Below are 24,910 nucleotides of genomic sequence, written 5' to 3' on the forward strand. Positions count from 1 at the left end.
TGCTGTACAGCACCTGCAGCAGCATGGCCCGCAACAGCTTTTCTGGCGCGATGCTCGGGCGACCACCCTTGATGTCGGCCTCGTACATCTCAGCGAACAGGTCGTTCATCTTCTCCAGCGCCGTATTGGCCATCTGGCGAATCGCACGCAATGGATGATCCTTCGGGATGAAGTCCTCCAATTTGCGCATCATGAACAGGCTTTCGGTAAAGGTGTCGGCGCCGCGCATCGTTTTTCAGAATGAAGTGGGGATGTCAGGATAACATTGGGCCGCCAGCAACAGCCCGCTTGTCGAGGCAGGATTTCAGCAGCCTGCTAGTCCGAGCACGAACAAGAAGATTGGCATTGCGCCCCCAACTCGAAGCTTGCCGGCGATGAGGTCTGTAACGATCCCGCGATCCCTGAACAAAGCGCCAGCTATTGTTAATGGAAAGAGAGTTCAGAGAATTTTTCTTCGAAATCAGATAAGAATAGCCGACTATTAAAGCCATCAATCTTGTACCGACCGATAACTTCCGGCACTTCCAATCGCAGCTTGGATAAGATCTTGAATCTGCGTTCCGCGGGAGTCGTCGTGGCAATCTCGTTCAAATCCAGCATAACATCTATATAAATCTTCTTCTCTTTTTTCGAGTGGCGAATTCGGCGTTTGAATCCATATTCAGGATTTCTGCATATTAAGAATATCGAAACCCCATCCAAACCTGCTCCATATGAACGCTTTTGAAACAGCGTCCAGTATTCCGTCGTTGAAAGCCAATCCAAAACACAACCGACCCCCGAGTCCCACTCAGCATCAGCCAAAATATTTAATCGCATATCTTACGCTCCTATCGCACAATTTTATTTCCCGGCGGAAGATGCCCATTTTGTCCGACGTAGTCAAGAATTTTAGCATTCTCCAAAATAAGGCTCTCAAGTCTACTTCCGTTTAGCTCCGGGCTCATCCGCAATCCTTCACCAATACTGTCAAGGTATGTTTGTGAGTACCTGGCTCCAAAATCTTTAGTTGTTCCAAATTTCCAGACGTCGCCGGCTTTGCACCACATTTGGCCTGTTGGTTCTTTGAATCCGCGGGTCATGATTGGGTACCATCTATCTTTAACTCATAGCTTTATACACAAGTCAGTCCGACTCTCCCCGCAGGGCGCGTGGCGTCTGAGCAGCGGTTTGGACTCTATCGAGTCCACGCCATATCGTTTTGGCGCCGGGCTCCCCGTCGCCCTTGCGGGCCAAGAAGCCGCCAATCTGTGCGATCAGGCGCACCACTTCGTTCACGGAAGGTGTTTTAGCCGGGAGCTTCTTTTTCGCCAAGAGATATGCCCCATGGATTTCATCGGCGTCGAAAAACAATGTGGCATCAAGGTCCGGGCAGGTGCGTCCCTTGCGCATCAGATATGTAATGCGCCAGCCGACGACCATGAACAATGCCAGTGCGCGTTCCAGACGGTCAATGGCCCCCAATTGCAACGCCTCGACCTCACAGCCATTCTTGATGACGTGGAAGTAGATCTCGATTTCCCAACGCGCCCTCTACCAGTCGATCAATTCCACGGCCTGCTGGTGCGTCGCGGCTTCCCGGTTCGTCAGCAGGCGCCATTCCACTGGCTTGACGCCGGCAGGGCATCCACTTCACGTGCCACCACACAAGTGACGTTCAATCGGCCGCGTTTGCCATCGCCGATCTCCACCCGGCGCGCCCACAACTGCTGGCGCACCTTGCGCGATGGCCGATGTTCGCGTGCTCCCAGCGTAAATTCAATTTCGCCCAGTGGCGTGTCGGCCGTGGCCGTGACCCACAATCTGGTGCCCTGGTCACCGGGCAAACAGCGATCGTGCTTGGCGCGCACCAGCCAGTCAGCCGGCGTTCCCAGCTCATGTGCGCGACGCATCATTTCCACCATGTCGGCCTCGCGGTCGGCCAGGTACACCAGCCGCGTCTCGGGCATGTCGGACGCCATTTTCGCCACCCGCTCATAGCCCTCGACCCAGCGCGCGCTCTCCTTGTGACCCGGCCGCATGCCAACGGCATCACGCTTCTCGCGCGCCCACATCCATGCATCGAGCACGCCCAGCGGCTCGCGCTCCGTCGTCACGGCATAGGTCGGGTGCAGGTACATGCCACGCCGCGCCTCATAGTTCAACGGCCCCAGTCCCGCAATTTCCTGGCCGTCGAAATCAAGTTCCGTCGTGTCCTGGATGCACAGCACCACCGGCTGTGTGCGCATGCGCTCCTGAGTTCGCGCCCAGTGTGGCGCGAGGATATCGGCCCATGCTACATCCGTATTGCGCAGGAAGCGGTACGCCGCCATTGTCTCGCTCCAGCTATCACATGCTTCCGGGACACTGGATGCCGGCTTGGCCGCAAGTCGTTCAATCAATTCCTTCGCCCTCTTGTCCAGACGGGCGTCACCCAGATCAAGTCCAGCAAATTCGTGCTCTGTCCACTGTTCCGCCGCTCTCACCACGCGCCCGCCCAAAAGACGAGAGTAAACGCGATTTGGCGGAAGTTTACAAGGCAATGACAGACCTGACCCAGAATTGAGATCCAGAATTTAATTCTACTTTAATGAAACGTTAAATAATGGCAATTCGAAACTTTCGAGGGCGCTTTGCTCAGTGAGTTTTTCTACAGATTCATCTGCGGTGTAAGCAAAAATCTCTGATGAACCATTACGTCCCCGCAACTGGACGACAAATGCTTTTCCTATTGTTGGACGTACGACAAACTCATAAGATTGGTATCGCTGAAGCGCTTGAATGGGGATCAAGTCAACAATCTGATTATTTAATGCTTTAACGTATTTCTCGCTAAGTCCGTCCGCATAAGATGCAGTAAGATCTTGTGGTTGTTTGAGAAACTTCAGCACCGTAGTTTGCGCGTCACTAAAGGAGCGTCTCGCCGTATGGCGATAAATCGCGCCGCACGTCAATGCTTGCGAAGCTACAAAACAAAGAACAAGAACATTTCTTCCAAAATGCCGAAGCGAGTATAGCCGCACGTAAGCTACAAAAAAAACTACAGTGGCGAAGGTGGGCAACATCAACGATGCGACAAAGCTCCCAGACGGAAGTATTGAATCAACTATTGAGTCCTGCCCTGCAATGGATATAGCAGTATCCATGAGGACTAAACTTTGCAACGACGCCACCAACGAGAATGCAATAATTTTTCTAGGCATGAAATTAAGAAATTTTTTAGCTACAAAAAACTTTGCCGTCGCGTAGTATTAATTCCCGCAAACCTCAGCCTTACACGTCTCGTACACTTCACGTACCCACATTACACAGTTCCTAGTGAATGCACCATAGGTAGTATCGCCTCCGCCTTTTAGGCGCTCAGCAACACAATTCTCGAGTTTGACTGCATCGCATGTTTTTGGCGTCGCAGGAGACATGCTTACGGCTCCAGCCTGATTGGGATCCTCTGGTTTAACGATACCTGGGCCGCCAATAATGTCGTCGACAACCGTTCCATTAGCAGGCTGCTGAAATACTGATTTGCGTCATCTTCTGTCGGATTGCCGACCTCGCAAAACGAGCTACAAGCGATTTTTTCGACATGTTCAAGGGTAAAGGCACCCTGACTCATGTCCAAACTGGGTGTGTTTCGGAGGTATTTCAGCAGCCTGATAGAACTGACGCTGGAGAATTATCATTCCTCCCAAATCCAAAACTTTGCGTTTCTAAGAGAATGTTAGCCGTCTTTCGGAAACAAAGTGACCAACAGCAGAATCAATAAGGCGGCCACTCCGAAAAAATAGACGATTACATAAACTGACTTATATGCGGTGGGGTTGGACTCAAACGTTACACGTCCGCCGCGCGTCATTAGCTCCGTTTTCCTTTTGTAGTTCTCAGAAACTACCCAGAAGCAGGCAAGTCCCCAAAAAACCTCAACCGCCGCAAGCACGAACCGCGTTTGTTCGTGCAAAAAAAATATCGATGGCAAAATAAGTAGGCCAATAACGAACAAGAAAAGTGGCATAGGTACCTCAATATAGGTCTGTTGGTACTTCGATCGATAAGCTCCCTAGCATCTCTTAAAGATCTTGTTTATGTAGGCGATGGTTTCTTGTTCCACGCCTTAAGTGATACGAGCTACGGTGCGGATAACCACGCCCTCAGTTAGAACAATTATGCACGCTCCAAAGTGCGCTTCTCGGACGAAACATACAGATGCTCGCGTTTGGCTTTCATCACGGTCGCCCCTGTTCCTGTCAGGCGTTTCGCCGCATTATGGAAGGTCACGTATCTGAATGACATGCCTGAACCCAGACCTGAGCGACACAATTTCGTTACCGCCCCGCCGTCGCGTACCAGGCAAAGCAACTTGCCAGCTGCTTCGGAATACCCGGGACGTTTTTGAGCGCCCACTCCTCCATGGCTGCCCCTTCGGATCGCATAGCTGCGCCGCTCCACATGTTGATGTACGTCCCTTCGGCGGGCACATTTGGGTAAAACAGGAAAACTTCATCGGCCTGGTGCGTGTCCACGTAAACAACCCGCCATTGCCTCGACGCGAACGTACTAAGCACATCAACAGATGGGACGCCTAATTGCTTTGCAATAGCCTCTGACCAGTTTTTCTTTTCAGCCATGGATAGCTGCTGGGTGGCGTCGTCACATCGTGTCTTGGCGCCACCCGGCAAGCTGATGAAGGCGGCGATTAATGCGACACAAAATTTTCTAGTACTCACCTATCACAGTCCCGTGTCGACCGGCATCAAGCGCTTTGCTTTCGCTCGCCTGAATATCCGAAATAGAGAAGCGATCGGAACGATCGCCGTGAAAATGACGATGGCGCAGATAGCTGCCACCAGCACCGTATACCAGAGGCCGATGGAGTCGACCTTGTGTATCTTTTCCAGCTGGAGTTCAAGCAGAAGGCTGGCGCCAAAGACCAGTAGAAATGCATAAATTCGTTTCAGACTCATGCCCTATCTTCTGTTTGAGATTACTGCAGCGATCACTAATAGCGCCATGACGAGTAGTCCGACAACGACACCCCTTTTAGATCTTCTGTCGGCCTTCTGCTGGAAATCCTCAATAAGCAATGGCCAGATGAGGTAGTAGTCCCAGAAAGATCTTTGCCTGGTCCGCGTATTTTTCTTGGTCAGAAGGTAGATCACCAATCCGCCAAAAACAACAGCCATTACGCCGCCGATCAGATACCCATACATTATGAGCCAGCCTTCAGACATCGCGTCCCTTCCATGCGTCGTTAATCCAGCAACAATTCTTAAGTATCCGCTGGATTGCTATGCAGTGCCAAATCGTCGTGCGCATGTCCGAATGAACCACGAGAAGAACGCACCAAACAGCAGCGCACAAAAGAACTGGCCAACGTTCTTTTCCGAATAGGTGAGCGGGCGAATCGCTCCATTCAAAACCCTGTAGGTTTCGGAAATGGCCAGATCATCTTGAAACTTGAGAGAAATGACCTGCTCATTCGCGTTCACTGCAACGCTCGAGAATTCCCAATCTCTATCGAAGCTCAATCCGGCACTCGCGTTCAGGCGAAGCGACGCGGTGGGATGTGCCGATAAATGTTTCGCAAGGTCTGACAACAAAACTGGCTGCACTTCCGATGATTCTGGTCCTGCGCTTACAAGGACTTGAAATCGCGATGGCACAGGATCGCCATGCGCCATATCGCGCGAGCATTGATGGATCATGCAGATGGCGCTCATCCCGAGGTAAGTCCCCGTACCAATTCTTACCGGCGCAAACACCGCTGCACCAAGCAGTGTCAGGATGACAGGCTTTAATCGCTTCATTTCAAACATTGATTTGAACGATTGGCGACACGCGGCTGCATTTCACACTCATGCAAATATTTCTAACAAACAACTTCAATTAACGTGCGATACTATCATATTAGGTGGTGAAAAAATCTCTCTGATTCCCACGAAACAGGCGGCGCAAAAAAAAACGGCAGCCAATCGGCCGCCGCAAGCAGGATACAACTTAGATTCAGGCTGCCAGCGCCAGCCCCGGCGAGGCCAGGGCAATACCGCCCCCCAGGCTGTAGGCATTTCGATAACCCAGCCGGCGCAGGCATTGCGCCGCTTTGGCACTGCGGTTCCCGCTGCGACAGAAAAACACCAGCGGTGGATGGTCGACGGCTTCCAGCCAACCGGGTACGAAGGCTGCCAAGCGGCTCAACGGCACGCTCTGTGCAGCGCGTCCGCCTGGGATGCAGGCTGCTTGCTCGTACACTTCGCGCACGTCCACCAATACGGCTTGCGGGTGCGCTTCCAGCAGGTGCGCCAGCGCTATGCTATCCAGGTTCAAATCGGCGTTTGCGGCGGCCGCTTGCGCTTCCGCGCGCAGGCTGGTGCAGCAGGCATTCAACTCTTCGCGTCCGGCGCACACCAGTGCATCGGATGGAACCTTGCCTGCCAGCGCCGCCAGTGCTGCCATACCCGTGAAGGCGTATTCGACCTTGTCGCCATTGCATAGCAGGTATGTCGCTTGGTTGGCGCCCAGCGCTACGCGGCGCAGCGTATGCGCGCCGAACGCGAAATCCGCGCTATCCGATGGCCATGTTTCGCCATCGCGCGTGCTGAGGCGCGCCTTCAGTTGATAGCCGTGGCTGCGCAACAGGCTGTCGACGCGTTCCGCGAGTTCAGGCTGATGGTCGACCACGATGCATTGGCGCGAGGGCTCGTCCAGGATCAGCCAGGTATGGCTGCCTGCCAGGCTCAGTTGCAGCACGCCTTCCGGTACGATGGCGCCGGAGACCGGCGTGTCCATCAGGCCCGCATCGCGCAGCGCCTTGCCGCAGCGCTCGATGCGCGCGCAGGCTTCGACGATGGTCGCTTCGCCGACCAATGGGCCGAAGGACATGCGCACCGCGCTGCTGCTGCGCCAGGCGGGCAAGCCCATCGCGTCCAGCACATAGCTTGGCGCGGCCTTGGCGGCGGAACAGGCGCTGCCCGCGCTGACGCGCACATTCGCCGCATCAAACACGTCCAGCAACTCTTTACTCGATAGGCCGGGCACCGAGAAATTCAGGGTGGTCGGCAGCGCCTTCTCGAACGGCGCATTGAAGACGATGCCGGGGAAGGCGGCGCGCAGACTGGCAGCCAGCTTGTCGCGGAAGCCGTGCAATTCAGCCGGCGAACGGAAGGTGCCGCCCTCTTCCAGCGCGGCCAGCACGGCGCCCAGCGCCGCGATGCCCGCCATGTTTTCCGTCCCGGAGCGCAGGCCGGCTTCCTGGCCTCCGCCCATCACCAGCGGCGTGTACGGCGCGCCTTCGCGCACGTACAACATGCCGATGCCTTTCGGCGCGTACAGCTTGTGGCCAGAGAACGGGGCGTAATCGATGCGCGTGTTGCCCAGGTCCAGCGGCAGCTTGCCCAGGCCCTGTACACAGTCCACCATCCACAGCGCCTTGCTGCCCACCAGCGTTGCGCTAATGCCGGCCAGATCGGAGACCACGCCGGTTTCGTTATTCGCCGCCATGGTGCAGACGAAGGCCGCTTGCGGCGCCAATGCGCGCAGGGCTGCCAGGTCGTGGCGGCCGTCGCCGTCCACCGGCAGTTTTTTCAATTCGAGCCCCAGGCCTAGAAGGCGGTTCCAGTGCGCCAGCGCTTCCGGCACCGCCTTGTGTTCGGTGGCGCCGTAGACCAGCAGGCTGCCGATGGTTTCGCCGCGCTCGCGGCGTTCGCGCAGCGCGCACAGCGCCGACAGCACGGCGGTCTGGATCCCTTCCGTCGCGCCGCTATTGAACATGATGCGGCCAGTGCCCACGCCCAGCAGGCGTTTGGCGCGCTGGCGCACGGCGTCCATCATGGCCTTGGCCTTGAGCCCGGTGGCGTGGGTACTGCTTGGATTGCCAAAACATTCACGCATGGCTTGCACCGCCGCGTCGATCGCAGCTGGCAGCACGCAGGTGGTGGCATTTCCGTCGAGGTAGATTTCCTGGTTCATGTGAATAGTCTACGAAATAGCGCCGGATTGGCCATTCCAAAATTACCCCAAACATGAGTCAATGTAGAATAAGCATTCCAAATATCGATATAAACAAAAATGAACAATCTCGATCGCTACGATTACGCGATTCTGGGTGCGCTGCAGGTGGATGGCACGCTCTCTGTGGCGGAGCTGGCGGAAAAGGTTGGCCTTTCAACCACGCCATGCTGGAAACGCTTGAAGCGGCTGGAGGAGGATGGCTATTTCGAGCGCCGCGTGGCGATCATCAACCGGCGCAAGGCCGGTTTGCCGGTGACAGTGTTCGTCAGCGTGCGCACCAGCCAGCACGACGAGAAGTGGCTGGCGAAATTTGCGGCCGCCGTGGACGCGCTGCCGGAGGTGCAGGAATTCCACCGCATGAGCGGCGATGTCGATTACCTGCTGAAAGTGGTCACCACCGATATCGAAGGGTATGACCGTTTTTACAAGAAGCTGATCAAGGCCGCCCAGTTGACGGGCGTCTCGTCCGCCTTCTCGATGGAGCAGATCAAGTACACCACCAGCCTGCCGCTTGACCTGGTGTCGCACGGGGCGGGTGGCTGAGAGTAACCGCCACCCGTGGGATAATGCCCGGATGCTGAAATCCCTGCTTCACTCCCTGATTTACTCGCTGCTTCCCGCACGCAGTAATACCAGCCAGCGCGAACGCCTGCGCGCCAGCGTCGGCGCCCTGCTTGGCCTTCTGCTCTCCGCCACCGTGGCCCACACCCTTCTGGGCGATCAAGCGATCTGGATGGTGGCGCCGGTGGGCGCCTCCGCCGTACTGCTGTTCTGCCTGCCCGCCAGCCCGCTGGCCCAGCCCTGGTCGGTCATCGGCGGCAACGTGGTGTCAGCCCTGATGGGGGCCTTGTGCGTCAGGATGTTCGGCGATGGAACGCTGGCGATCGCGCTGGCGACGCCGTTGGCGATTGCCGCCATGTTTGCGCTGCGCTGCCTGCATCCGCCGGGCGGCGCGGCTGCGCTGATGGTGGTGATCGGCGGCCCGAAGGTCCACGCCATGGGATTCGGCTTTGCACTGGGCCCGGTCTTGCTGGATTGCGTGGTGATCGTGGCGGCGGCCATCGCCTACAACAACCTGACCGGCCGCCGTTATCCGCACAAACAGGTGCTGTCGCACCCGAACCCGCACGCCACCGGGGATCAAGTACCGACGGTGCGCCTGGGCTTCCAGCCGGAAGACTTGGATGCGGTGCTGCGCCAATACAACCAGGTACTCGACATCAGCCGCGACGACCTGGAAGAACTGTTCCTGAAGACGGAAATGCGCGCCTACCAGCGCCGCTTCGGCATCATTACCTGCGGCGAAATCATGTCGAAGGACGTGGTGACGGCGGAATTCGCCACGCCGCTGGAGCAGGCCTGGCGCGAGATGCGCGCGCACCGCATCGCCGCGGTGCCGGTGCTGAACCGGGTCGGGCGCGTCATCGGCATCGTCACCACCGGCGACTTCATGTCGCACGGCGGCCTGGACGACTATCACGGCATGCGCCGCCAGCTGCGCGAGTTCCTGCGCCCCAGCGGCACAAGCCATTCGGAAAAGCCGGAAGTGGTGGGACAGATCATGGTCAGGCATCCGCGCACGGCGCGCATCGATACCCCGATCACGGAACTGGTGCCGCTGATGGCCGATTCGGGCTTCCACCACATTCCCGTGCTCGATGCGGAAGACCGCTTTGCCGGCATCGTCACGCAGTCGGACGTGGTGGCGGCGCTGTACGAGAGCCGCCTGGCGGAGACCAGCGCCGCCTAGAAGCGCTTGCTCAAGGTCAGCGTGCCCGACTCGGTCTTCATATCGAGCCGCTTGAGCACGGAATTGCCGAGCAGGATCACCGGCAGTGGCGCCTCGCTGACGGAAGCTTCGACGTTGGCAAATTCGAACCCGCCGATGCGGACGCGGTCCAGCTTGACGAGCCATACTTCAGTAACGCCATTGGCGGTAGAGGACTGCCCGCGGCGCCCCTTGCCGCGGTAGTCGATCCCCATCTTGGCGGCCATCGCGGCCGGGATCGAGACATACGAGGCGCCCGTGTCGAGCAGCATGCGCACCGGAACACCATTGATCTCGCCCTGTACGCTATAGTGGCCCAATTGGTCAGGAGTCAGTACCATGGTATTGCCGCCGCCCGCCGAGACGGTGACAAATTCGCCCAAGCGTATGGTGTAGCGCTTGCTGCCCTCAGCGATAACGGCCTCGCCGGAGGAAACGGCAATGAGCTTGCTGCCATCGGGCAGGGTGGCGCCCACTGGGTAGGTTTTAGGTGGGGCGCCGTTGACGGACAACAGGGCCTTCTCTTTCAGGGTGCCCACCAGACTTACGTCGGCTTGGGCCGACGCGGCGGCCAGGAACAGGGCCGCAACCAGGGCAGTACGCATGCAGGAAACTCCGGTCAAAATTGCATTTTGACACACTTTCGACCGTTAAATTGTTGGCTTTTCGGTGCAACATTTCGTTAGAATCTAGGCATATGCAAACGTTGAAACGAGTACTGGCAGTCGCGCTCCAGGAAGCGCAGTCCGGGTTTGGCACTTTATGCAAGAGGATGACCGACCGGGCCGATGTGGTCCTGAGCGAAATTTCACGCGCGGCGCCCGCAGCGGACCAGCGCATGGCGGGCTTCGGCCGCAGCTTCCTGCGCGAACATGGGCCGGTCCTGCGCTCGCGCATGGAGCGTGCCTACGCGGCACTGCTGGCGCGCGCCATGCAGACCATGCACACCGACCTGCGCACCGGCCTGCACGACTTCAGCGCCGAAACCCTGACCCTGATCGACGACGCAACGGTGACGCGCCAGATCGAGGTGGAACGCCTGCTGCTCAAGCTGCGCGACGCCGATGAAATGAGCCTGGGCCACCTGAACCTGATCATCGCCCAGATGCATGGCGACAGCGAAGTGCGCGAGCGCGAGAACCCGTTCCGCCCTTACCTGCTGGCGCGCTCCCTGTACGACGTGCTGCGCACCATGGTGGAAGACGAAGCGCTGAGCAAGCTGCTGTTCGACACCCTGTCGCAGGCCATGACGGCGGAGCTGGGCGACTTCTACACCCGCCTGCGCGAAGTCTTCGAATCGCGCGGCATCCGTTCGCGCCTGGTGGCGCGGCCATCGGCGTTGAACAAGCTTGAGAAGGACCGCCTGGCCTGGCAGCGCGCGGCCACCGGCCATGCCGACACCGACCAGGGCATGCGCCAGCGCGTCGAGCATCTCGGCTCGCTGCAGAAGGAGCTGCAGCCCAAGGAGGATTTGCAGGAGCTGGTGTACAGCGTGTTCAACCCGAGCGACACCCGCCGCACCAGCCACCCCGCGCACGAGCATTTCCGCCAGCAGCTCGACGGCGCCCTGCGCCAGCTACAGCGCGAATACGCCGGCGCCGGCCCGCGCGCCGACGTGCAATCGCCGCTGGACCTGCTGAAGCGGCTGGCCAACTTGCCACGTAGCAACGAACGCATCGTGGTCGAGCTGGTGGGCCTGCTGTTCGAGTTCATCCTGAACGATGAATTGTTGCCAAGAAGCATGCGCGAACAATTATGCCGGCTGCACGCGCCCTTCCTGCGCTCCGCCCTGCAAGACCTGGGTGCGCTGCAAGGCTCGCACCTGCCGGGGCGCCGCCTGCTGGACCGCATCGGCAGTGCGGCCGCCGGCATCGGCGCCGACTCGCCCCTGCTCGACCCTTTGCAAAAGGAAGTGGAAAGGGTGGTCGACCTGGTATTGAAGGAATACGAACACGATGCGGCGGTGTTTGCCGACGCCGAGCTGGAACTGGATGGCTTCCTGGCCAGCCTGCTGCGCGAATGCGATCCGGTGGTGCGCCGCTGCCTGCCGTCCTTTGAACGCGCGCTCCAGGCGGCGCCGAAGATGGCGGCCACCGCCGCTGCGCTGCGCAGCCAGCTGGAAACCATCAATGTCGACCCCCGCATGTTGGACTTCATCACCGGCACCTGGGTGCCCGTGATGGTGCATACGCATGGGCGCGAAAAGGATTACGGCAAGCTGCTGCCGGAGCTGGTCTGGAGCGCGCACGAAAAAGCGCTGCCGGAAGAACGCGCGGCGCTGATGAAGATGCTGCCGGCACTGGGGCGCGAGCTGCGCGCCGGGCTGGCCCTGATCGGCATGGAGGAAAGCGATGCCCAGGCGGCGCTGGACCAGCTGGTGTCGCTGCATATGGACGTCCTGTCGAACAACCTGCCGCCCGCCACCACATCGCGCCTGAGCGTGGCCGCCTTGCGCGCGCGCTTCAGCGCCGTCGGGCTGGACCAGCAAATCGAGGCCGACGCGCTGCGCACCGACGCGCTGCCGACGCAAGCCCAGTTCCGCGCGGAATTCGCGCTGGACGGCATCCAGGCGGCAATACCGGCCGACCCGGCGCCACCTGGCGGCGCTGCGGGCGGCGAAGAGTGGCTGGAGTGGGCGCACGCCGGCAATGGCTTCGAGCTGCGCACCGGCGACGCCTATGCGCCGTGGCGATTGAGCGTGGTGGCCCCGCACGAGGCGGCCTTCCTGTTCACGGCGCAAGGCCAAGCGGCGCCGCTGGTGTACTCGCGCGCAGCGCTGCTGGCGGCCATGCGCGACGGCAGCCTGCGGCCGCTGGAATATTCGCCGCTGTTCGAACGGGCGGTGGAGTCGCTGATGACGGGCGCGGAGTCGCTGGACGCCGCCTGAGCTTCAGGATTCAGCCTGCCACAGCTCCCAGCAGCCGCGCTGCAAGCGGAAGCGATAGGTGACGGGACCGCTCTCCACTTCCATGCCGCCGGCCTCCTGCCGCACACTCATGCCGTGCTTTTTGGCGACCTCGCCCAGTAACTCCTGGCTGCGGTATTCGGTGCGCGGCACCTTGCTGCTTACCGCTCCGTCGAGGCCATTCAGCACTTTCTCCAGCGGATCGGCGGTGCGCGCATTGGCGAACATGCGGTCGCTCTGGAAGCGCGGCAGGAAGGCCTCGAACGCTTCAGGCGCGTTCGGGCCGCATCCCCTGCGTACGCTTTGCACGCCCTTGGACAGCGTCGGCAGCAGCCGCGTCGAATACCACATGCCGCCCACCAGCAATCCCGCCAGCAGGAAAAAGAACATCGTACGTTTGCTCAGGATTGCCTCACAGTGATGAGTCTTCGAATTGCCACAGATACCAGCAGCCGTTCTGCTGGCGGAAGCGGTAGAAATAGAGATGCGAATCGGCGTCCGGCTTGAACACATTCAGCTCCATCGCGCCGGGAGTTGCGGACTGCCGGGTCGACAGCTGGTCGGCCTTGATCACGTCGGCCAGCAGGCGCGACGCGGCAAACTGCTCGCGCGACACCAGCGAGGTCTTGCCCTCCGCCTTGTCGATTGACTCGAGCGGGAAGACGGTGCGCTCCACGGCGAATGGACGGTCACTCATGTAGCGCGGCAGGAAGGCATCGAACTGTTCCTGCCCGCAGCCTTGCGGCATGGGCGGGGTCGAACAGCCGGCCAGCACTGCGGCAACGGCAGGCGCGGCGATCTTCTCATAGCGGTTCATAAGGGGCCGAAGTCCTTTCCTTCCGAAAGCTTGTAGACCTTGATTTTATCCCCTGTGCGCACCATGCGGCGGTCCAGCGCCGGGAAGTCGGCCACTTCGCACTCGAGGTTTTCGCCGCCCATCAGGTAGACCAGGTCCTCGCTGCCGCGGTTGATCATCTGGTGCGCCTTGGAGGGCGCGGGAAAGCCGACGAAGTCGCCAGGCTCCAGTTCGTAATCCTCGCCGTCGATATGCGCAATGCCGCGCCCGGACAGGATATACACCCATTCTTCCTCATTGTGGTGCAGGTGGTAGGCGAAGGACTCCTTGCCCGGCTTGAGGCGGCCCAGGCTCACGCCGGTGCGCTTCAAACCGCCCATGCGCGAGAGCTGCGAACCGGTGATCTCGGAATTCGGGTTCCAGGGATGGGAAAACCTGCCTTCGGCTGCCAGCGCCTGCTGGCGTTTCACGATGTGTTTGTATTGTTCGCTCATTTACTGCCTTTCTGCTGCCCTCAGCAGCGCTGTCGCCATCGATTCGATTTCATCCCGCATATGCAGGCGTTCCAGCCAGTCGCGCGGGAGCTGCTGGATGCCGTAGTATGCACCGGCCAGCTGGCCGGCAATGGCAGCCGTGGTATCCGCATCCTCGCCCAGATTGGCTGCCGCCAGGACCGTGGATGCGTAATCATTGTGCGTTTCAAAACACCACAATGCGGCTTCCAGGGACGCGACGGAATAGCCGGAACCCCTGATCTCCTCGCGGCCCTTTCCGGCAAAACTGCGGGCGGCCAAAGCGGCGACCTTGGCGTCGGTGTCGTCGGTCCATGGGCCGGGCTTCAGCAACGGTGGTACCGACGGCATCCCCGCAAGCCAGGCCGGCCAGGCAGCCGCGATATCGCTCTTCAAGAGTCGGCATTTGCAGTTATTCTTATTTATCAATTGAAAACATTGTAGCAGCGCGGCCGGCGCCTTCTGCGCGCGATATTGAACGACCGTAACCCTTCGCGTATGCTTGTCGCTCCTTCATTTACCCGGACCCAAACAAATGAAACATCGTATTGCCCTCGGCGCATTGGCGGCTGCCGTTTTGCTGGCTTATGCCCCTGTCCAAGCCCATGCCGCTGCCGCCAAGCCGGCCGCAGTGGAAAAAGCGCCCGCGAAAAGCAATGAGGCGGCCAAAAAGCAGTTCTGGGCCTTGGCCGACGAGTACTACGATGCCATCGCCAAATTCGATCCAGTGGGCGCCAGCCAGAACGGCGACAACCGCTTCGACGACCAGCTCGGCACCGCAATCTGGCCGGCCACGCGCGCCAAACAGTTCGACCTGTACCGCGCTTTCACCAAGCGCCTGCAGGCGATCCCGCGTGCCCAGCTGAACCGCGGCGACCGCATCAGCTATGACGTGATGGCCTTTGAACTGAAGACCTACCTGGCGTTCGAGCCCTTCCCTGAGCACCTGCTGCCGATCGAGCATATGAGCAGCATGCCGGTCACGCTGGCCAATTTCTCCGGCGGCGACGCTTCGCAGCCGCTGACCACGGTCAAGGAATACGAGGCTTACCTGAGCCGCCTGGAGCAGTTGCCGGCATGGATCGACCAAGCCATCGCGAATATGAAGGAAGGCATGGCCAAGGGCATTACCCAGCCGAAGGCCATCATGATTGCCGCACTGCCGCAGTTCCAGAAGCTGGTCAGCGAAACGCCTGAAAAGAATATCTATTTCACGCCGGTCACCAAGTTCCCGGCCAGCTTCAGCGACGCCGACAAGCAGCGCCTGAGCGCCGCTTACCGCGCCGTGGTGGCCGACAAGCTGAATCCTGCCATGTCGAAACTGGCCGCCTTCGTCGAGAAGGAATACATCCCGGCCTGCCGCACCAGCACCGGCTGGAGCGCCCTGCCGAATGGCGAGGCGTGGTACAAGGCGCGCATCGCCGACCAGACCACCACCAGCAAGAGCGCGGAGGAAATCCACCAGACCGGCCTGCGCGAAGTGGCGCGCATCCAGGCCGAATACGCCAAGCTGGGGCCGAAGCTGGGCTACAACGGCCCTGCCGCCGGTCTGCCGACCTGGGTCGCGCAGCAGCCGAAATTCTTCCCGTTCAAAACGGAGGACGAGGTGCAGGCCGTGTACCGCAAGCTGAACGACCTGCTCGACACCAAGCTGCCGTCGATGTTCACCCTGATCCCGAAGGCCAAGCTGGACCTGCGCCTGGAGCCTGAACTGAGCCGCGATACCGCGTCCGACCATTACACCTCGCCGGCGCTCGATGGCTCGCGCCCGGGCGTGTTCTGGTCCGTGGTGACCGACCCGACCAAATACGGCAGCACCGGCATGAACACCCTGTTCCTGCATGAAGGCAAGCCGGGCCACCATTTCCACATCGCGCTGATGCAGGAACTGGACATGCCGAAGTTCCGCAAGTTCGGCGGCAATACCGCCTTCACCGAAGGCTGGGCGCTGTATGCCGAAACCCTGGGCAAGGAAATGGGCCTGTTCGAAGATCCGGCCCAGTACTTCGGCCACCTGAACGACGAGATGCTGCGCGCCGTGCGCCTGGTGGTCGACACCGGTATGCACGCCAAGGGCTGGACGCGCGAACAATCGATCAAGTACATGACCGAAACGCTGGGCGACGAGTCGGTGGCGCGCAACCAGACCGAGCGCTACATGGTCTGGCCGGCGCAAGCCCTGGCGTACAAGACCGGCGCGCTGAAGATCCAGGAACTGCGCGCCAAGGCCGAGAAGGCCCTGGGCAGCAAGTTCACGCTGGCCAAGTTCCACGCCATCGTGCTGGGCGATGGCACCGTGCCGCTCGCGCTGCTGGAAAACAAGGTCGACGCCTGGATCGCAAGCGCCAGGTAAGCGTTGACGGCTGGGCCCGTGGCAAGCAAAGAGCCTGACCCCAAGGTTGCGTGGCAAGCAAAGAGCCTGACCCCAAGGTTGCCACGGGCTGGGCCGTGTTACTTTTTCAGGGCGTAGCGTTTGATGCGCTTGAGCACGAGCTCCGGCAGCGCTGTGATCTGTTTTGCGTGGTTGGCGAACACGATCTGCTGCCGCCCCACGGCCACCGGGTGTCCTTCGGAATAGAAGCGGAATTCGAGCCAGAATGAGCATTTCCGTACGTCGTAAGTATTGACCTCGCAAGAGACTTCCTGAAATGGGAAAGTCTCTTGCAGGTAGTCGTTTTCCGCATGCTTGGTGATAAACACGCCTTCTGCCTGCAACATGTCGCGGGAAATACATTCATAAAACCATTTTTCCCGGCAGATACCTTGCCATTCGAAATACCGCGCAAAATAAGTATTGCCATAAGCGTTCGAATCCTTCAGGAAAATCGAAAGTTTGTGGTGGAAGGTCATTTCGGCTGCGGCAGCGGCGTCGGGGGCTGGGACGTGCATATACATAGGAATATTTCTCCATAAAAAAGTAAAACGGCTTAATGCCAGCCCTTACTTTTTCTCATTGGCGCGCAGCATTGTTGATATTCCTCAATACTTGTCCAATTTCTTGGAAATAAGCTGTTAACAATCTGTTTTTCTGCTGAGGAAACTCAATGTATTCGCTAATACCGGCATTGGTCTCAGCCCTATTTATTTGCTATGGGCTGTATGTGTTGCGTTCGCGCGGCCCAAACCGGGTCGGCCTGACCTTTTTTGCGGTGTGCGCCACCACCTTTTTCTGGCAGGCCAGTTGGGCGCTGCTGTTCAACACGCACAACGATTCCACGGCCATGGCATTGGCGCGCCTGGGTTACCTGCCCATCCTGTTCCTGCCGACCACGCTGTACCACTTCATCATTGAGCTGACCGGCAGCAAGGATGACCGGCCCGGCCTGTTCGCCAGCTACCTGTTCGCCTGTACCCTGGGCATGTTGCTGCCGACCACGGACTGGATGCTGTCCGGCCTGCACCATTATTTTTACGGGGCCTATCCGAAGGCGGGCTGGCTGCATCCGCTGCACCTGGCGCAGACGGTGCTGGTGATCGGCCGCGCTGTCTGGCTGCTGTACCATCGCCAGCAGTTGGCGGTGTCGACCGAGCGCACCCGGCTGCGCTATGTGATGCTCAGCATCGTGATCTATTTCGGCGCGGCCATCGACTACCTGTGCAATTACGGGGTGGAGATGTATCCGCCGGGCGTCGCCTTCATCATGGCGTCGCTGGGCCTGATTGCCCAGGCCATGGTGCGCCATAACCTGCTGGCCGATCCAATGGCGGCGGCGGCGACCATTGCCCATGAGATGCGCACGCCGCTGGCCAGCATCCGCAGCCAGACCCGCATCCTGGCGCGCACCTTGCCGGAGCTGATCGCGGGCTACCGGCCCGAACACCAGGGGGCGCTGGGGGCGCGCCAGCTCGAGCATCTGGGCGAAATCGCGCGCAGCATCGATGCCGAGGTGTCGCGCTCCAATTTCATCGTGGATATGCTGCTGGCCTCGGCCCGCGACGGCATCATGCGCAACGAGAGCTTTGCCGTGCATTCGGTCAGCGTGTGCGTGGATGAGGCGATGGCCTGCTATCCCTTCTCGGGCGTCGAGCGCTCGCAGGTGCGCGTCACCATCAGCAATGAGTACACCTTCCACGGTTCGGATGTGCTGCTGATGTTCGTGCTGTATAACCTGTTGAAGAATGCCTTGCAGGCGGTGAAGGTGAACCGCGGCGGCACGGTGGAGGTGGAGTGCTATTCGCGCGGCATGCATAACTGGCTGGTGGTGACGGACAACGGCCACGGCATCGCGCCCGACGTGCTGCCCCATGTGTTCGAGCCCTTCTATACCACCCACCGCAATGGCGGCGGCACCGGCATGGGCCTGGCCTTCTGCAAGCGCGTGGTGACGGCCTTCGGCGGCGAGATCGGCTGCGAGTCCGAGGCGGGCCGCTACACGCGCGTGGCGATCAGCCTGCCGCGCACGGCGGCGTCACCACGCCACGCGTCCAGTAAGCATGTCGCGGAACATTACCCAGTCGCCCATTAGGCTGAACAAGGGGTATTGAAAGGTCGCTGGGCGGTTGTGCTCGAAGAAGAAGTGGCCGATCCAGGCGAAGCCGTAGCCGACTAGGGGCAGCAGCCACAGCAGGCCAAGCTCGCCCGTGACCATGGCCGCCGCCACCAGCAGCAGGACGATGCTGGAGCCGGCGAAATGCAGGCGCCGGCAGGTGCTGTTGGCATGCTCCCGCAGGTAGAAGGGGTAGAACTCCTTAAACGTCCGATAGCGCGTTTCCATCGTCTTCCTCCAGTTGCACATCCTTGATCAGCTTATCGAGGTCGGTGTCGTCGCCCAGCACGAATACCTTGCGCCCTTCCAGCATTTTGAGGATGAAGGGCTGGCGCTCGCGCAGGCGGCGCTGGAAGTCGTCCACCGAGTACAGGTTGGGATTTATCTTGCGGCGCAGCAGGCGTTCGGCCACCGGCAGCCGGTTCAGCAGCTCGCCATAGGTGGTGTTCTCGCCGACCAGCAGCAGCTCGACCGGGGCGAAGGAGTCTTCCGCTTCCTTGACCGTGGTGCCGTAGACGAAGGCCACGCTGAGCTGCTTGCGCATGGGCGCCAAGGCCGAGTTCAAGACGCTGACCAGGCCGAAGGTTTTCTTGACCAGGCTGGCCAGTTCGGCGTAGACCAGATTGTCCTTGTTGGGGCGGAATTGGCGTACGTTGCCGATGCGTTCGGAGACGATCAAGCCCGATTCATGCAAGCGCTTGAGCTCGCGCTGCGCCGATGCGCTGCCCAGCCCGGTCAGGCGCATGATTTCGTTGAGGTGGAAGCCCTCATTCACGCGCACAAACAGCAAACCCAGCAGTTTTTGCTGGGCAGGGGTAAAGAGGGCCGAGGCAATCATAGACCAAATATTAGCATGGCGTCCCATGCCCTTCCACCAACTTTCACGGGCACTGGCCAATTGGTAAAAAAGCATGCATGCTTAGGGGAAAGGCCCCTCCCCATCCCATTTTTGAAGGACATGCATGAGCAATATCCTCCGCTTCGCAGTCGCCGCGGCCTTGGCCGGCGCTGCCGCCGCCCCGGCGTTCAGCGCTCCGGCCAAGGCCGCTGCCGCCGCGCCGACAGCCGTTGACCTCCAGCCTTACAGCATTCCTTACAAGAAGTTCGTGCTGCAGAACGGCTTGACGCTGATCGTGCACACCGACCACAGCGTTCCGCTGGTGGGCGTGAATATGTGGTACCACGTCGGTTCGCGCAACGAGAAGCGCGGCAAGACCGGCTTCGCCCACCTGTTCGAACACTTCTTCTTCAACGGCTCCGAGAACTATCCGCATGGCTTCCGCGAAGCGATGGACGACCTGGGCGCTTCCAACCGCAACGGTACCACCAGCAACGATCGCACCAATTTCTTTGAAGACGTGCCGGTATCGGCGTTGGAGCGTACGCTGTACCTGGAAGCGGACCGCATGGGCTTCCTGGCCAACTACATTTCCAAGGAAATGCTGGAACGCGAGCGCGGCGTGGTGCAGAACGAAAAGCGCCAGGGTGAGAACCAGCCGTACGGCCGGGTATGGGGCGAACGCACGCAGCATATCTACCCCTATTCCCATCCTTATTCCTGGCCGGTCATCGGCTATATGGAAGACTTGAACGCGGCTTCGCTGGACGATGTGAAGGAGTGGTACCGCACTTATTACGGCCCCAATAATGCCGTGATTTCCCTGTCCGGCGATATCACGCCTGAGCGGGCGCTGGAACTGGTGAAGAAATACTTCGACGGCATTCCGGCCGGCCCGGCCCTGGCACGCACCGGCCAATGGGTGCCTGCGCTGGAGCGCAATATCCGCGATACGATGGAAGACCAGGTGCCGCAGGTGCGCATCCTGCGCAGCTTCCATATTCCCGGCTGGGGCGACGCCGATGCCCAGCGCCTGCAATTGCTGTCCGATGTGCTGGCAGGCTCGAACAGCGCCCGCCTGAACAAGCGTCTGGTGTTCGAGAAGGGCCTGGCGACCAGCGTCGGTGCGGAGGCCGACATCAACGAGATCGCCGGCACCTTCGAGATCTCGGTCACCGTCAAGCAGGGCGTGGACCCGGCCGAGGCCGAGCGCGAGATGGAGGCCGTGCTGAAAGAGCTGCTGGACAAAGGACCGACAGCTGCCGAATTGGCGCGCGTGAAGACCGCCGGTTTCGCCGCCTTCTCGCGCCGGATCGAGCGCCTGGGAGGCTTTGGCGGGCGCAGCGACGTGCTGGCCGAATCCATGACGTTCGGCGGTGCGCCGGACGCTTACCTGCGCAACTTGAAACTGCTGGCCGATGCCCGACCGGCCGACGTTAAGGCCAGTGCCGACAAATGGCTGCGCGCCAACCACTACACCATGGTGGTTTCGCCTGCCGCCAAGCTGTCCGTCGGCGCCACCGGCATCGACCGCAAGCTGCTGCCGCCGCTGGGCGCGGCGCCGGACGTCGGCTTCCCGGCAATGCAGCGCGCCACGCTGTCCAACGGCCTGAAAGTGATCCTGATGGAGCGCCACGGCGCGCCGATCGTCAACGTGGCGCTGGCGGTGGATGCGGGTCTGGCGTCCGACACGCCAGCCAAGGCCGGCCTGGCCTCGCTGACGCTGGACCTGCTCGACAAGGGCAGCAAGGGGCACGACGCCTTCCAGCTGTCCGATGCGCTGGAATCGCAGGGCGCGCGCCTGTCGACCGGGACCCAGGCCGACCAGTCGCTGGTGCGCCTGAATTCCACCGCGCAGAACCTGGGCGCTTCGCTGAACCTGATGGCCGAAGCCGTACTGGCGCCGACCTTCCCCGAAGACCAGTTCAAGCTGCAGAAGCAGCGCCGCCTGGCGCAGATCGGCCAGGAGAAGGCCAACCCGTTCTCGCTGGCGCACCGCATCAGCTACTTCGCGGCCTACGGCAACGAACATCCCTATGGCCGCTCGGCCAGCGGCTTTGAGAAGACCGTGGAAGGGCTGACCCACGCCGACCTCGTGAAGTGGCACGCCGACTGGTTCAAGCCGGGCAGCGCCACCGTGATCGTGAGCGGCGACACCACGATGGACAAGCTGAAGCCGATGCTGGAATCATCCTTCGGCAAGTGGAGCGCGGGCAGCGCGCCGGCCAAACAGGCGGCGCCAGCGGCCAGCCTGTCCAGCAAACGCGTCTACCTGATCGACAAGCCGGATGCGCCGCAATCGCTGATCATCGCCACCCACCTGTCGCAACCCCAGGGGCAGCCGGAGGATCTGGCCATGGAGCCGGTCATGCAGAACTTCGGCGGCATGGCCACCTCGCGCCTGAACCGCAACCTGCGCCTGGATAAACACTGGAGCTATGGCGTCAGCGGCGCACTGACCAATGTGCGCGGCCAACGCTCCTTCGTGATCCAGGCGCCGGTGCAAACCAACAAGACCAAAGAGTCCATGCAGGAGCTGGCGAAGGAGATCAAGGATATCGCCGGCGCCCGCCCGATCGCCGGCGAGGAATACCAGAGCATCATGCGCAATATGACTGCGCGCATGGCGGGCCGCTTCGAGACCCTGAACGCGCTGGAGAACGCCGCCCTGCAGTCGAACGACCTGAAACGGCCGGACGACTACTGGGCCAAGTACGCGGGCAATATCCGCGCCCTGAGCGAGCAGCAGTTGGCCGCCGCCGCACCGAAATACATCAAGCCAGAGGAGGTGGTGTGGGTGGTGATCGGCGACGTCAAGAAGATCGAAGCTGGCATCCGTGAGCTCAACTGGGGCGAGATTGTCCACCTCGATAGCGACGGCAAGCCGCTGAACTAAGCGGCCCCCGGGAAGCCGGCTTCGCACCGGCAGCGCGCAGCACTCATGCAATCAAGGTTGCGGGAACTTATAGGTCAGACTATAGGTCCCGCTGCCCGAATACGACTTCACCTGCGCATAGTAGTAAGCCGCCGCGCCGTCGTAGCTGATAGTCTCGCTTGAAGTACTGCCCTCGCTCGAAGCGACTTTGCTCCACGCGCTGCCGGACCACTTGTACAGATACAGGTCGAAGTCGCTGCCCGCAGGACCGCTCAATTGCAGCGAGAACGTTCCCGCCCCGGCTTGCACATAGCCGGGCGCAGCGCTCGGTGCGTTCGCACTGCCGCCATTGGCCAGCGAGCCTGTCTGCGTTACGCCGCCACTGCTCCCTCCTGTATATTTCGCAAAAGCCTTTTGCGCAGCGCCTTCATTCACCGCGTGCCAAGGATAACCCAGCGTGCGCATGCGCGAATTTTCAGTCGGACGATATTTTCCGGTCGTGCAATACTGCCCACCCTGGAAAGCGCCGACCGTACCGTTAGGGTATGCGCCAGGACCGGTCGGCACCGCGGTACTGCCAGCGATCAGGCTTCCCCACTTCACCGAACGCGAACCATTCAGCGACACGTTCGCTTCACCCGGCTCGCCGCTTGTGCTGCAACTACCGTAATCGTATTCGTCGGCCAAAGAGAAGGCGGTATGCCCGATCTCATGCAACGCCACCTCGATCGACTGCGCGTGCATCGACAACGTCGCCACCGCGCCGCCGGAACCGCCATAGCGCGTGGAATTGGCGATCACTACGATCACATCGCGCGCATCGGGCGCCAGCACCGAGGCCGCGATATTGGTCGCCTTCGTATTGTCCACACACAGCAGGCGCTCGATGTTGTAGCAAGCGAACTGCGCATCCATCGCCGTATCGCGGTAAATGCCCTTATCAATTTCATCGACGCCCGACTGGTTGCTGGCCACGTCAACGCGATAAATATTCATCGAAGCGCGATTCGCGTTGAACAGCGGATCAGCCATAAAGCCGTTGATCACCTTCTGCGCATCGGCATGCCACTTATCCATTTCAGCGGCAGTATAGCCATCGCCGATAAAGACATAGTCCATATGCGTCGCCGCACTACCGTTGTTCAGGATAACGGTCGCCGTCGCAGGCGGCGTAGCGCTCATTCCCGCAGCGCGCGCAGCCTTCGCAGCGCCAACTGCCTGCTCCAATGCCGCGCGATCGAAGCGCGCCAGCGCAGCGGCCGGTTTCGCCAACAGTCCGCCAGCCTGCTTCGGCAACACTTCCACACTGGCAGTTGCCCGATCGAAGGGCAGCGACACCTCGAAGCTCCCCGCGCGCTGCGCCACAGTGGCGGAAATATCCACCTCGCCGGAGCGTGGATTGAAAGTCTCCACATGGCGGCGCAAGCCGTTATTGATACTGACTTCGTGCAGCACGCGGCCCATGGCATCCTTCGCCACCACGACCCACTGGTCGTCCTGCGCACCCTGACGCACATTGGGCGTCACGGCAAAACTCCCTGTTTCCGCATGCAAGGTCTTGAACTCCGTACCCGAGCGGCCTTCGGTAAAGCCGATGCGAAGCGAAATATTGTCGGCCTGCGCAGCACCTGCCGCCATCAGCGCAAGCAGCGCAAAAGAATGTCGTAGTAAAGTCATCATGCCTCTCCATTTGGGTGGTTGGGTGTGGAGATTTTGTGGCCGACGACGGCTAACGCGCGTGCACAAACCCGCGCAAATTGCACGAACCTGCTACTAAGAATTGTTACTGCGGCGAGCGCGCCACGCCGCAGGAGACAAGCCGTACTGCGCCGTGAAAGCGCGGATGAAATGGCTGGCACTATGGAAGCCGAACGCCTCCGCGACATCGGCAATGCGCGCATTGCCGCAGGACAGCGCATTGCAGGCTTGCTCCAGGCGGCGGGTTAGCACATAGCGATGCGGCGGCAAGCCGACAGCGCGATGGAACTCGCGCGAGAAATGCGCCGCGCTCATGCCGCACAGACCCGCCAGCCCCGCGTTGGGCAACGGCGAATCCAGGTGATCCGCGATATGGCGCAGCACGCGGCGCAGGCGCGCACCGCCAAGAGAACTCGCCTCCGCCTGCGAAGGCAAGGAATAATGCTCAAGCAGGTAGCATGCCAAAGCGGAAACAAGGTGATCGCACATTTCAGAGGCAAGCGGCCCTGCCAGGGCCTGCGCATCGAGCATCTTGCGCACCAAATCGAACACGGTACGATCGGAAGTAAACGGACTTGCCGCAAGCGAGACGCTAGCCTCTTCGCCGCGCTGCTGCGCCAGCCGATCCAGCAAGCGAACGGGCAAGAACAGATTGACGATATCGCAGGCGCTAAGCTGGCACCACCTGCCCTGCTCCGCCGGCGGACACAGGCGGAAGCGGTTCGCACCGATAGTCCCGCCCCAGAAAGGCTTATCGCCCTGCCAGATGCGTGCATCCAGCGGCTCCAGCATCAACGCCAGGCGATACGTACCCGGATGGGGACCGACAGAACGGATGGCGTGCTCAGGCCGATCACTGGCCCAGCGTACCAGCGCAGCCCGGGTCTCGGGAAGCGGCCCGATACAGGCATGCAGCGAATTCACGCCTGCAATCCTGAACCACCGCTCAAGCTCTTCGACGCTCTCCATCGGAGCAATATACTCCAGCGACAGCCGAGCCCGTGGCAACCTTGGGGTCAGGCTCTCCGGTTGCCACAGCCTCATCTGGTTT

26 protein-coding genes and 1 pseudogene are annotated in these 24,910 nt (G+C 60.4%); 6 read left to right on the plus strand and 21 right to left on the minus strand.

The annotated features are described in order from the left end of the window. The 10 genes and pseudogenes from H597_RS31140 to H597_RS0115700 all read right to left on the minus strand — a co-directional run. The coding region (locus H597_RS31140) for a transposase (protein ID WP_035374422.1) at positions 1–229 on the minus strand (229 nt) is incomplete at its 3' end. Positions 230–423: 194 nt separating this feature from the next. Further along, entirely contained in the window at positions 424–819 is a 396-nt protein-coding gene (locus H597_RS34865; RefSeq protein ID WP_154668129.1) for an Imm44 family immunity protein, read from the minus strand. Between the two features lie 306 nt (positions 820–1,125). After that, positions 1,126–2,468 (minus strand): annotated as a pseudogene (locus tag H597_RS31145) (IS4 family transposase). A 93-nt stretch (positions 2,469–2,561) separates the two neighbouring features. Further along, positions 2,562–3,125: a hypothetical protein gene (locus H597_RS34870; RefSeq protein ID WP_154668130.1), complete on the minus strand. Its 564-nt coding sequence runs from the start codon at positions 3,123–3,125 to the stop codon at positions 2,562–2,564. 572 nt (positions 3,126–3,697) lie between these two features. Continuing rightward, positions 3,698–3,988 (minus strand): hypothetical protein, encoded by a 291-nt coding sequence (locus H597_RS0115680; protein ID WP_028102976.1) that lies wholly within the window; start codon positions 3,986–3,988, stop codon positions 3,698–3,700. Positions 3,989–4,298: 310 nt separating this feature from the next. Next, entirely contained in the window at positions 4,299–4,601 is a 303-nt protein-coding gene (locus H597_RS31150) for a hypothetical protein (protein ID WP_035374425.1), read from the minus strand. Between the two features lie 102 nt (positions 4,602–4,703). Continuing rightward, on the minus strand, positions 4,704–4,937 hold the full coding sequence (locus H597_RS0115690) for a hypothetical protein (RefSeq protein WP_028102978.1): 234 nt from the start codon (positions 4,935–4,937) through the stop codon (positions 4,704–4,706). 3 nt (positions 4,938–4,940) lie between these two features. Beyond that, positions 4,941–5,204 (minus strand): hypothetical protein, encoded by a 264-nt coding sequence (locus tag H597_RS0115695; RefSeq protein WP_028102979.1) that lies wholly within the window; start codon positions 5,202–5,204, stop codon positions 4,941–4,943. A gap of 57 nt (positions 5,205–5,261) precedes the next feature. Next, positions 5,262–5,789, minus strand: coding sequence for a hypothetical protein (locus H597_RS34875; RefSeq protein ID WP_154668131.1), 528 nt, complete (start codon positions 5,787–5,789; stop codon positions 5,262–5,264). A 187-nt stretch (positions 5,790–5,976) separates the two neighbouring features. Then, positions 5,977–7,938: an aminotransferase class V-fold PLP-dependent enzyme gene (locus H597_RS0115700; RefSeq protein ID WP_028102980.1), complete on the minus strand. Its 1,962-nt coding sequence runs from the start codon at positions 7,936–7,938 to the stop codon at positions 5,977–5,979. Between the two features lie 99 nt (positions 7,939–8,037). Between H597_RS0115700 and H597_RS0115705 the strand changes: the two genes are divergently transcribed. Both H597_RS0115705 and H597_RS0115710 read left to right on the plus strand, forming a co-directional pair. Beyond that, positions 8,038–8,523 (plus strand): Lrp/AsnC family transcriptional regulator, encoded by a 486-nt coding sequence (locus H597_RS0115705; protein WP_028102981.1) that lies wholly within the window; start codon positions 8,038–8,040, stop codon positions 8,521–8,523. 31 nt (positions 8,524–8,554) lie between these two features. Next, positions 8,555–9,730 carry an HPP family protein gene (locus H597_RS0115710; protein ID WP_051293842.1) on the plus strand — a complete coding sequence of 392 codons (1,176 nt, stop codon included), beginning with the start codon at positions 8,555–8,557 and terminating at the stop codon, positions 9,728–9,730. Here the strand turns inward: H597_RS0115710 and H597_RS0115715 are convergent. Then, complete coding sequence (locus H597_RS0115715; protein WP_028102983.1) at positions 9,727–10,353, minus strand: retropepsin-like aspartic protease family protein; 627 nt, start codon at positions 10,351–10,353, stop codon at positions 9,727–9,729. The two genes, H597_RS0115710 and H597_RS0115715, sit on opposite strands and share 4 nt — an antisense overlap. A gap of 92 nt (positions 10,354–10,445) precedes the next feature. Between H597_RS0115715 and H597_RS0115720 the strand changes: the two genes are divergently transcribed. Further along, on the plus strand, positions 10,446–12,635 hold the full coding sequence (locus tag H597_RS0115720; RefSeq protein WP_083941123.1) for a DUF1631 family protein: 2,190 nt from the start codon (positions 10,446–10,448) through the stop codon (positions 12,633–12,635). 3 nt (positions 12,636–12,638) lie between these two features. Here H597_RS0115720 and H597_RS0115725 read toward each other — a convergent pair whose 3' ends face one another. From H597_RS0115725 to H597_RS36330, 5 genes are read right to left on the minus strand one after another with little or no spacing between them, the layout of a single operon-like run. After that, positions 12,639–13,043: a hypothetical protein gene (locus H597_RS0115725; RefSeq protein WP_028102985.1), complete on the minus strand. Its 405-nt coding sequence runs from the start codon at positions 13,041–13,043 to the stop codon at positions 12,639–12,641. A gap of 22 nt (positions 13,044–13,065) precedes the next feature. After that, positions 13,066–13,470 (minus strand): DUF4348 domain-containing protein, encoded by a 405-nt coding sequence (locus tag H597_RS0115730; protein ID WP_028102986.1) that lies wholly within the window; start codon positions 13,468–13,470, stop codon positions 13,066–13,068. After that, positions 13,467–13,943 carry a cupin domain-containing protein gene (locus H597_RS0115735; protein WP_028102987.1) on the minus strand — a complete coding sequence of 159 codons (477 nt, stop codon included), beginning with the start codon at positions 13,941–13,943 and terminating at the stop codon, positions 13,467–13,469. Before H597_RS0115735 ends, H597_RS0115730 begins: the two co-directional genes overlap by 4 nt. Then, entirely contained in the window at positions 13,944–14,243 is a 300-nt protein-coding gene (locus H597_RS31155; protein WP_503826061.1) for an ADP-ribosylglycohydrolase family protein, read from the minus strand. Continuing rightward, positions 14,149–14,367, minus strand: coding sequence for an ADP-ribosylglycohydrolase family protein (locus H597_RS36330; RefSeq protein WP_503826062.1), 219 nt, complete (start codon positions 14,365–14,367; stop codon positions 14,149–14,151). The genes H597_RS31155 and H597_RS36330 overlap by 95 nt, the downstream gene beginning before the upstream one ends. 129 nt (positions 14,368–14,496) lie before the next feature. On the opposite strand from H597_RS36330, the gene H597_RS0115745 reads away from it, so the two are divergent. Next, on the plus strand, positions 14,497–16,314 hold the full coding sequence (locus H597_RS0115745) for a DUF885 domain-containing protein (RefSeq protein ID WP_028102989.1): 1,818 nt from the start codon (positions 14,497–14,499) through the stop codon (positions 16,312–16,314). A gap of 98 nt (positions 16,315–16,412) precedes the next feature. Here the strand turns inward: H597_RS0115745 and H597_RS0115750 are convergent, their stop codons facing one another. Beyond that, on the minus strand, positions 16,413–16,856 hold the full coding sequence (locus tag H597_RS0115750) for an acyl-CoA thioesterase (protein WP_028102990.1): 444 nt from the start codon (positions 16,854–16,856) through the stop codon (positions 16,413–16,415). Positions 16,857–17,005: 149 nt separating this feature from the next. On the opposite strand from H597_RS0115750, the gene H597_RS31160 reads away from it, so the two are divergent. Continuing rightward, positions 17,006–18,427: a sensor histidine kinase gene (locus H597_RS31160; protein WP_083941124.1), complete on the plus strand. Its 1,422-nt coding sequence runs from the start codon at positions 17,006–17,008 to the stop codon at positions 18,425–18,427. Here H597_RS31160 and H597_RS0115760 read toward each other — a convergent pair. Together H597_RS0115760 and H597_RS31165 are read right to left on the minus strand one after the other, a co-directional pair. Beyond that, a complete protein-coding gene (locus tag H597_RS0115760; protein ID WP_028102991.1) occupies positions 18,371–18,676 on the minus strand; it encodes an Mpo1-like protein in 306 nt (101 codons plus the stop codon). The genes H597_RS31160 and H597_RS0115760 overlap by 57 nt on opposite strands. Beyond that, the gene (locus H597_RS31165) at positions 18,651–19,286 is read right to left on the minus strand and encodes a helix-turn-helix domain-containing protein (RefSeq protein ID WP_051293843.1); all 636 of its coding nucleotides are present in this window, start codon (positions 19,284–19,286) and stop codon (positions 18,651–18,653) included. The genes H597_RS0115760 and H597_RS31165 overlap by 26 nt, the downstream gene beginning before the upstream one ends. 124 nt (positions 19,287–19,410) lie before the next feature. On the opposite strand from H597_RS31165, the gene H597_RS0115770 reads away from it, so the two are divergent. Then, positions 19,411–22,182 carry a M16 family metallopeptidase gene (locus H597_RS0115770; RefSeq protein ID WP_028102992.1) on the plus strand — a complete coding sequence of 924 codons (2,772 nt, stop codon included), beginning with the start codon at positions 19,411–19,413 and terminating at the stop codon, positions 22,180–22,182. Positions 22,183–22,233: 51 nt separating this feature from the next. On the opposite strand, the gene H597_RS0115775 is transcribed toward H597_RS0115770, so the two are convergent. After that, positions 22,234–23,841, minus strand: coding sequence for a M64 family metallopeptidase (locus H597_RS0115775; protein WP_229632186.1), 1,608 nt, complete (start codon positions 23,839–23,841; stop codon positions 22,234–22,236). A 93-nt stretch (positions 23,842–23,934) separates the two neighbouring features. Further along, positions 23,935–24,828, minus strand: coding sequence for a helix-turn-helix domain-containing protein (locus H597_RS0115780; RefSeq protein ID WP_035374431.1), 894 nt, complete (start codon positions 24,826–24,828; stop codon positions 23,935–23,937). Positions 24,829–24,910: the final 82 nt, after the last annotated feature.

Source organism: Pseudoduganella violaceinigra DSM 15887, assembly GCF_000425385.1.
Taxonomy (GTDB): Bacteria; Pseudomonadota; Gammaproteobacteria; order Burkholderiales; family Burkholderiaceae_D; genus Rugamonas; species Rugamonas violaceinigra.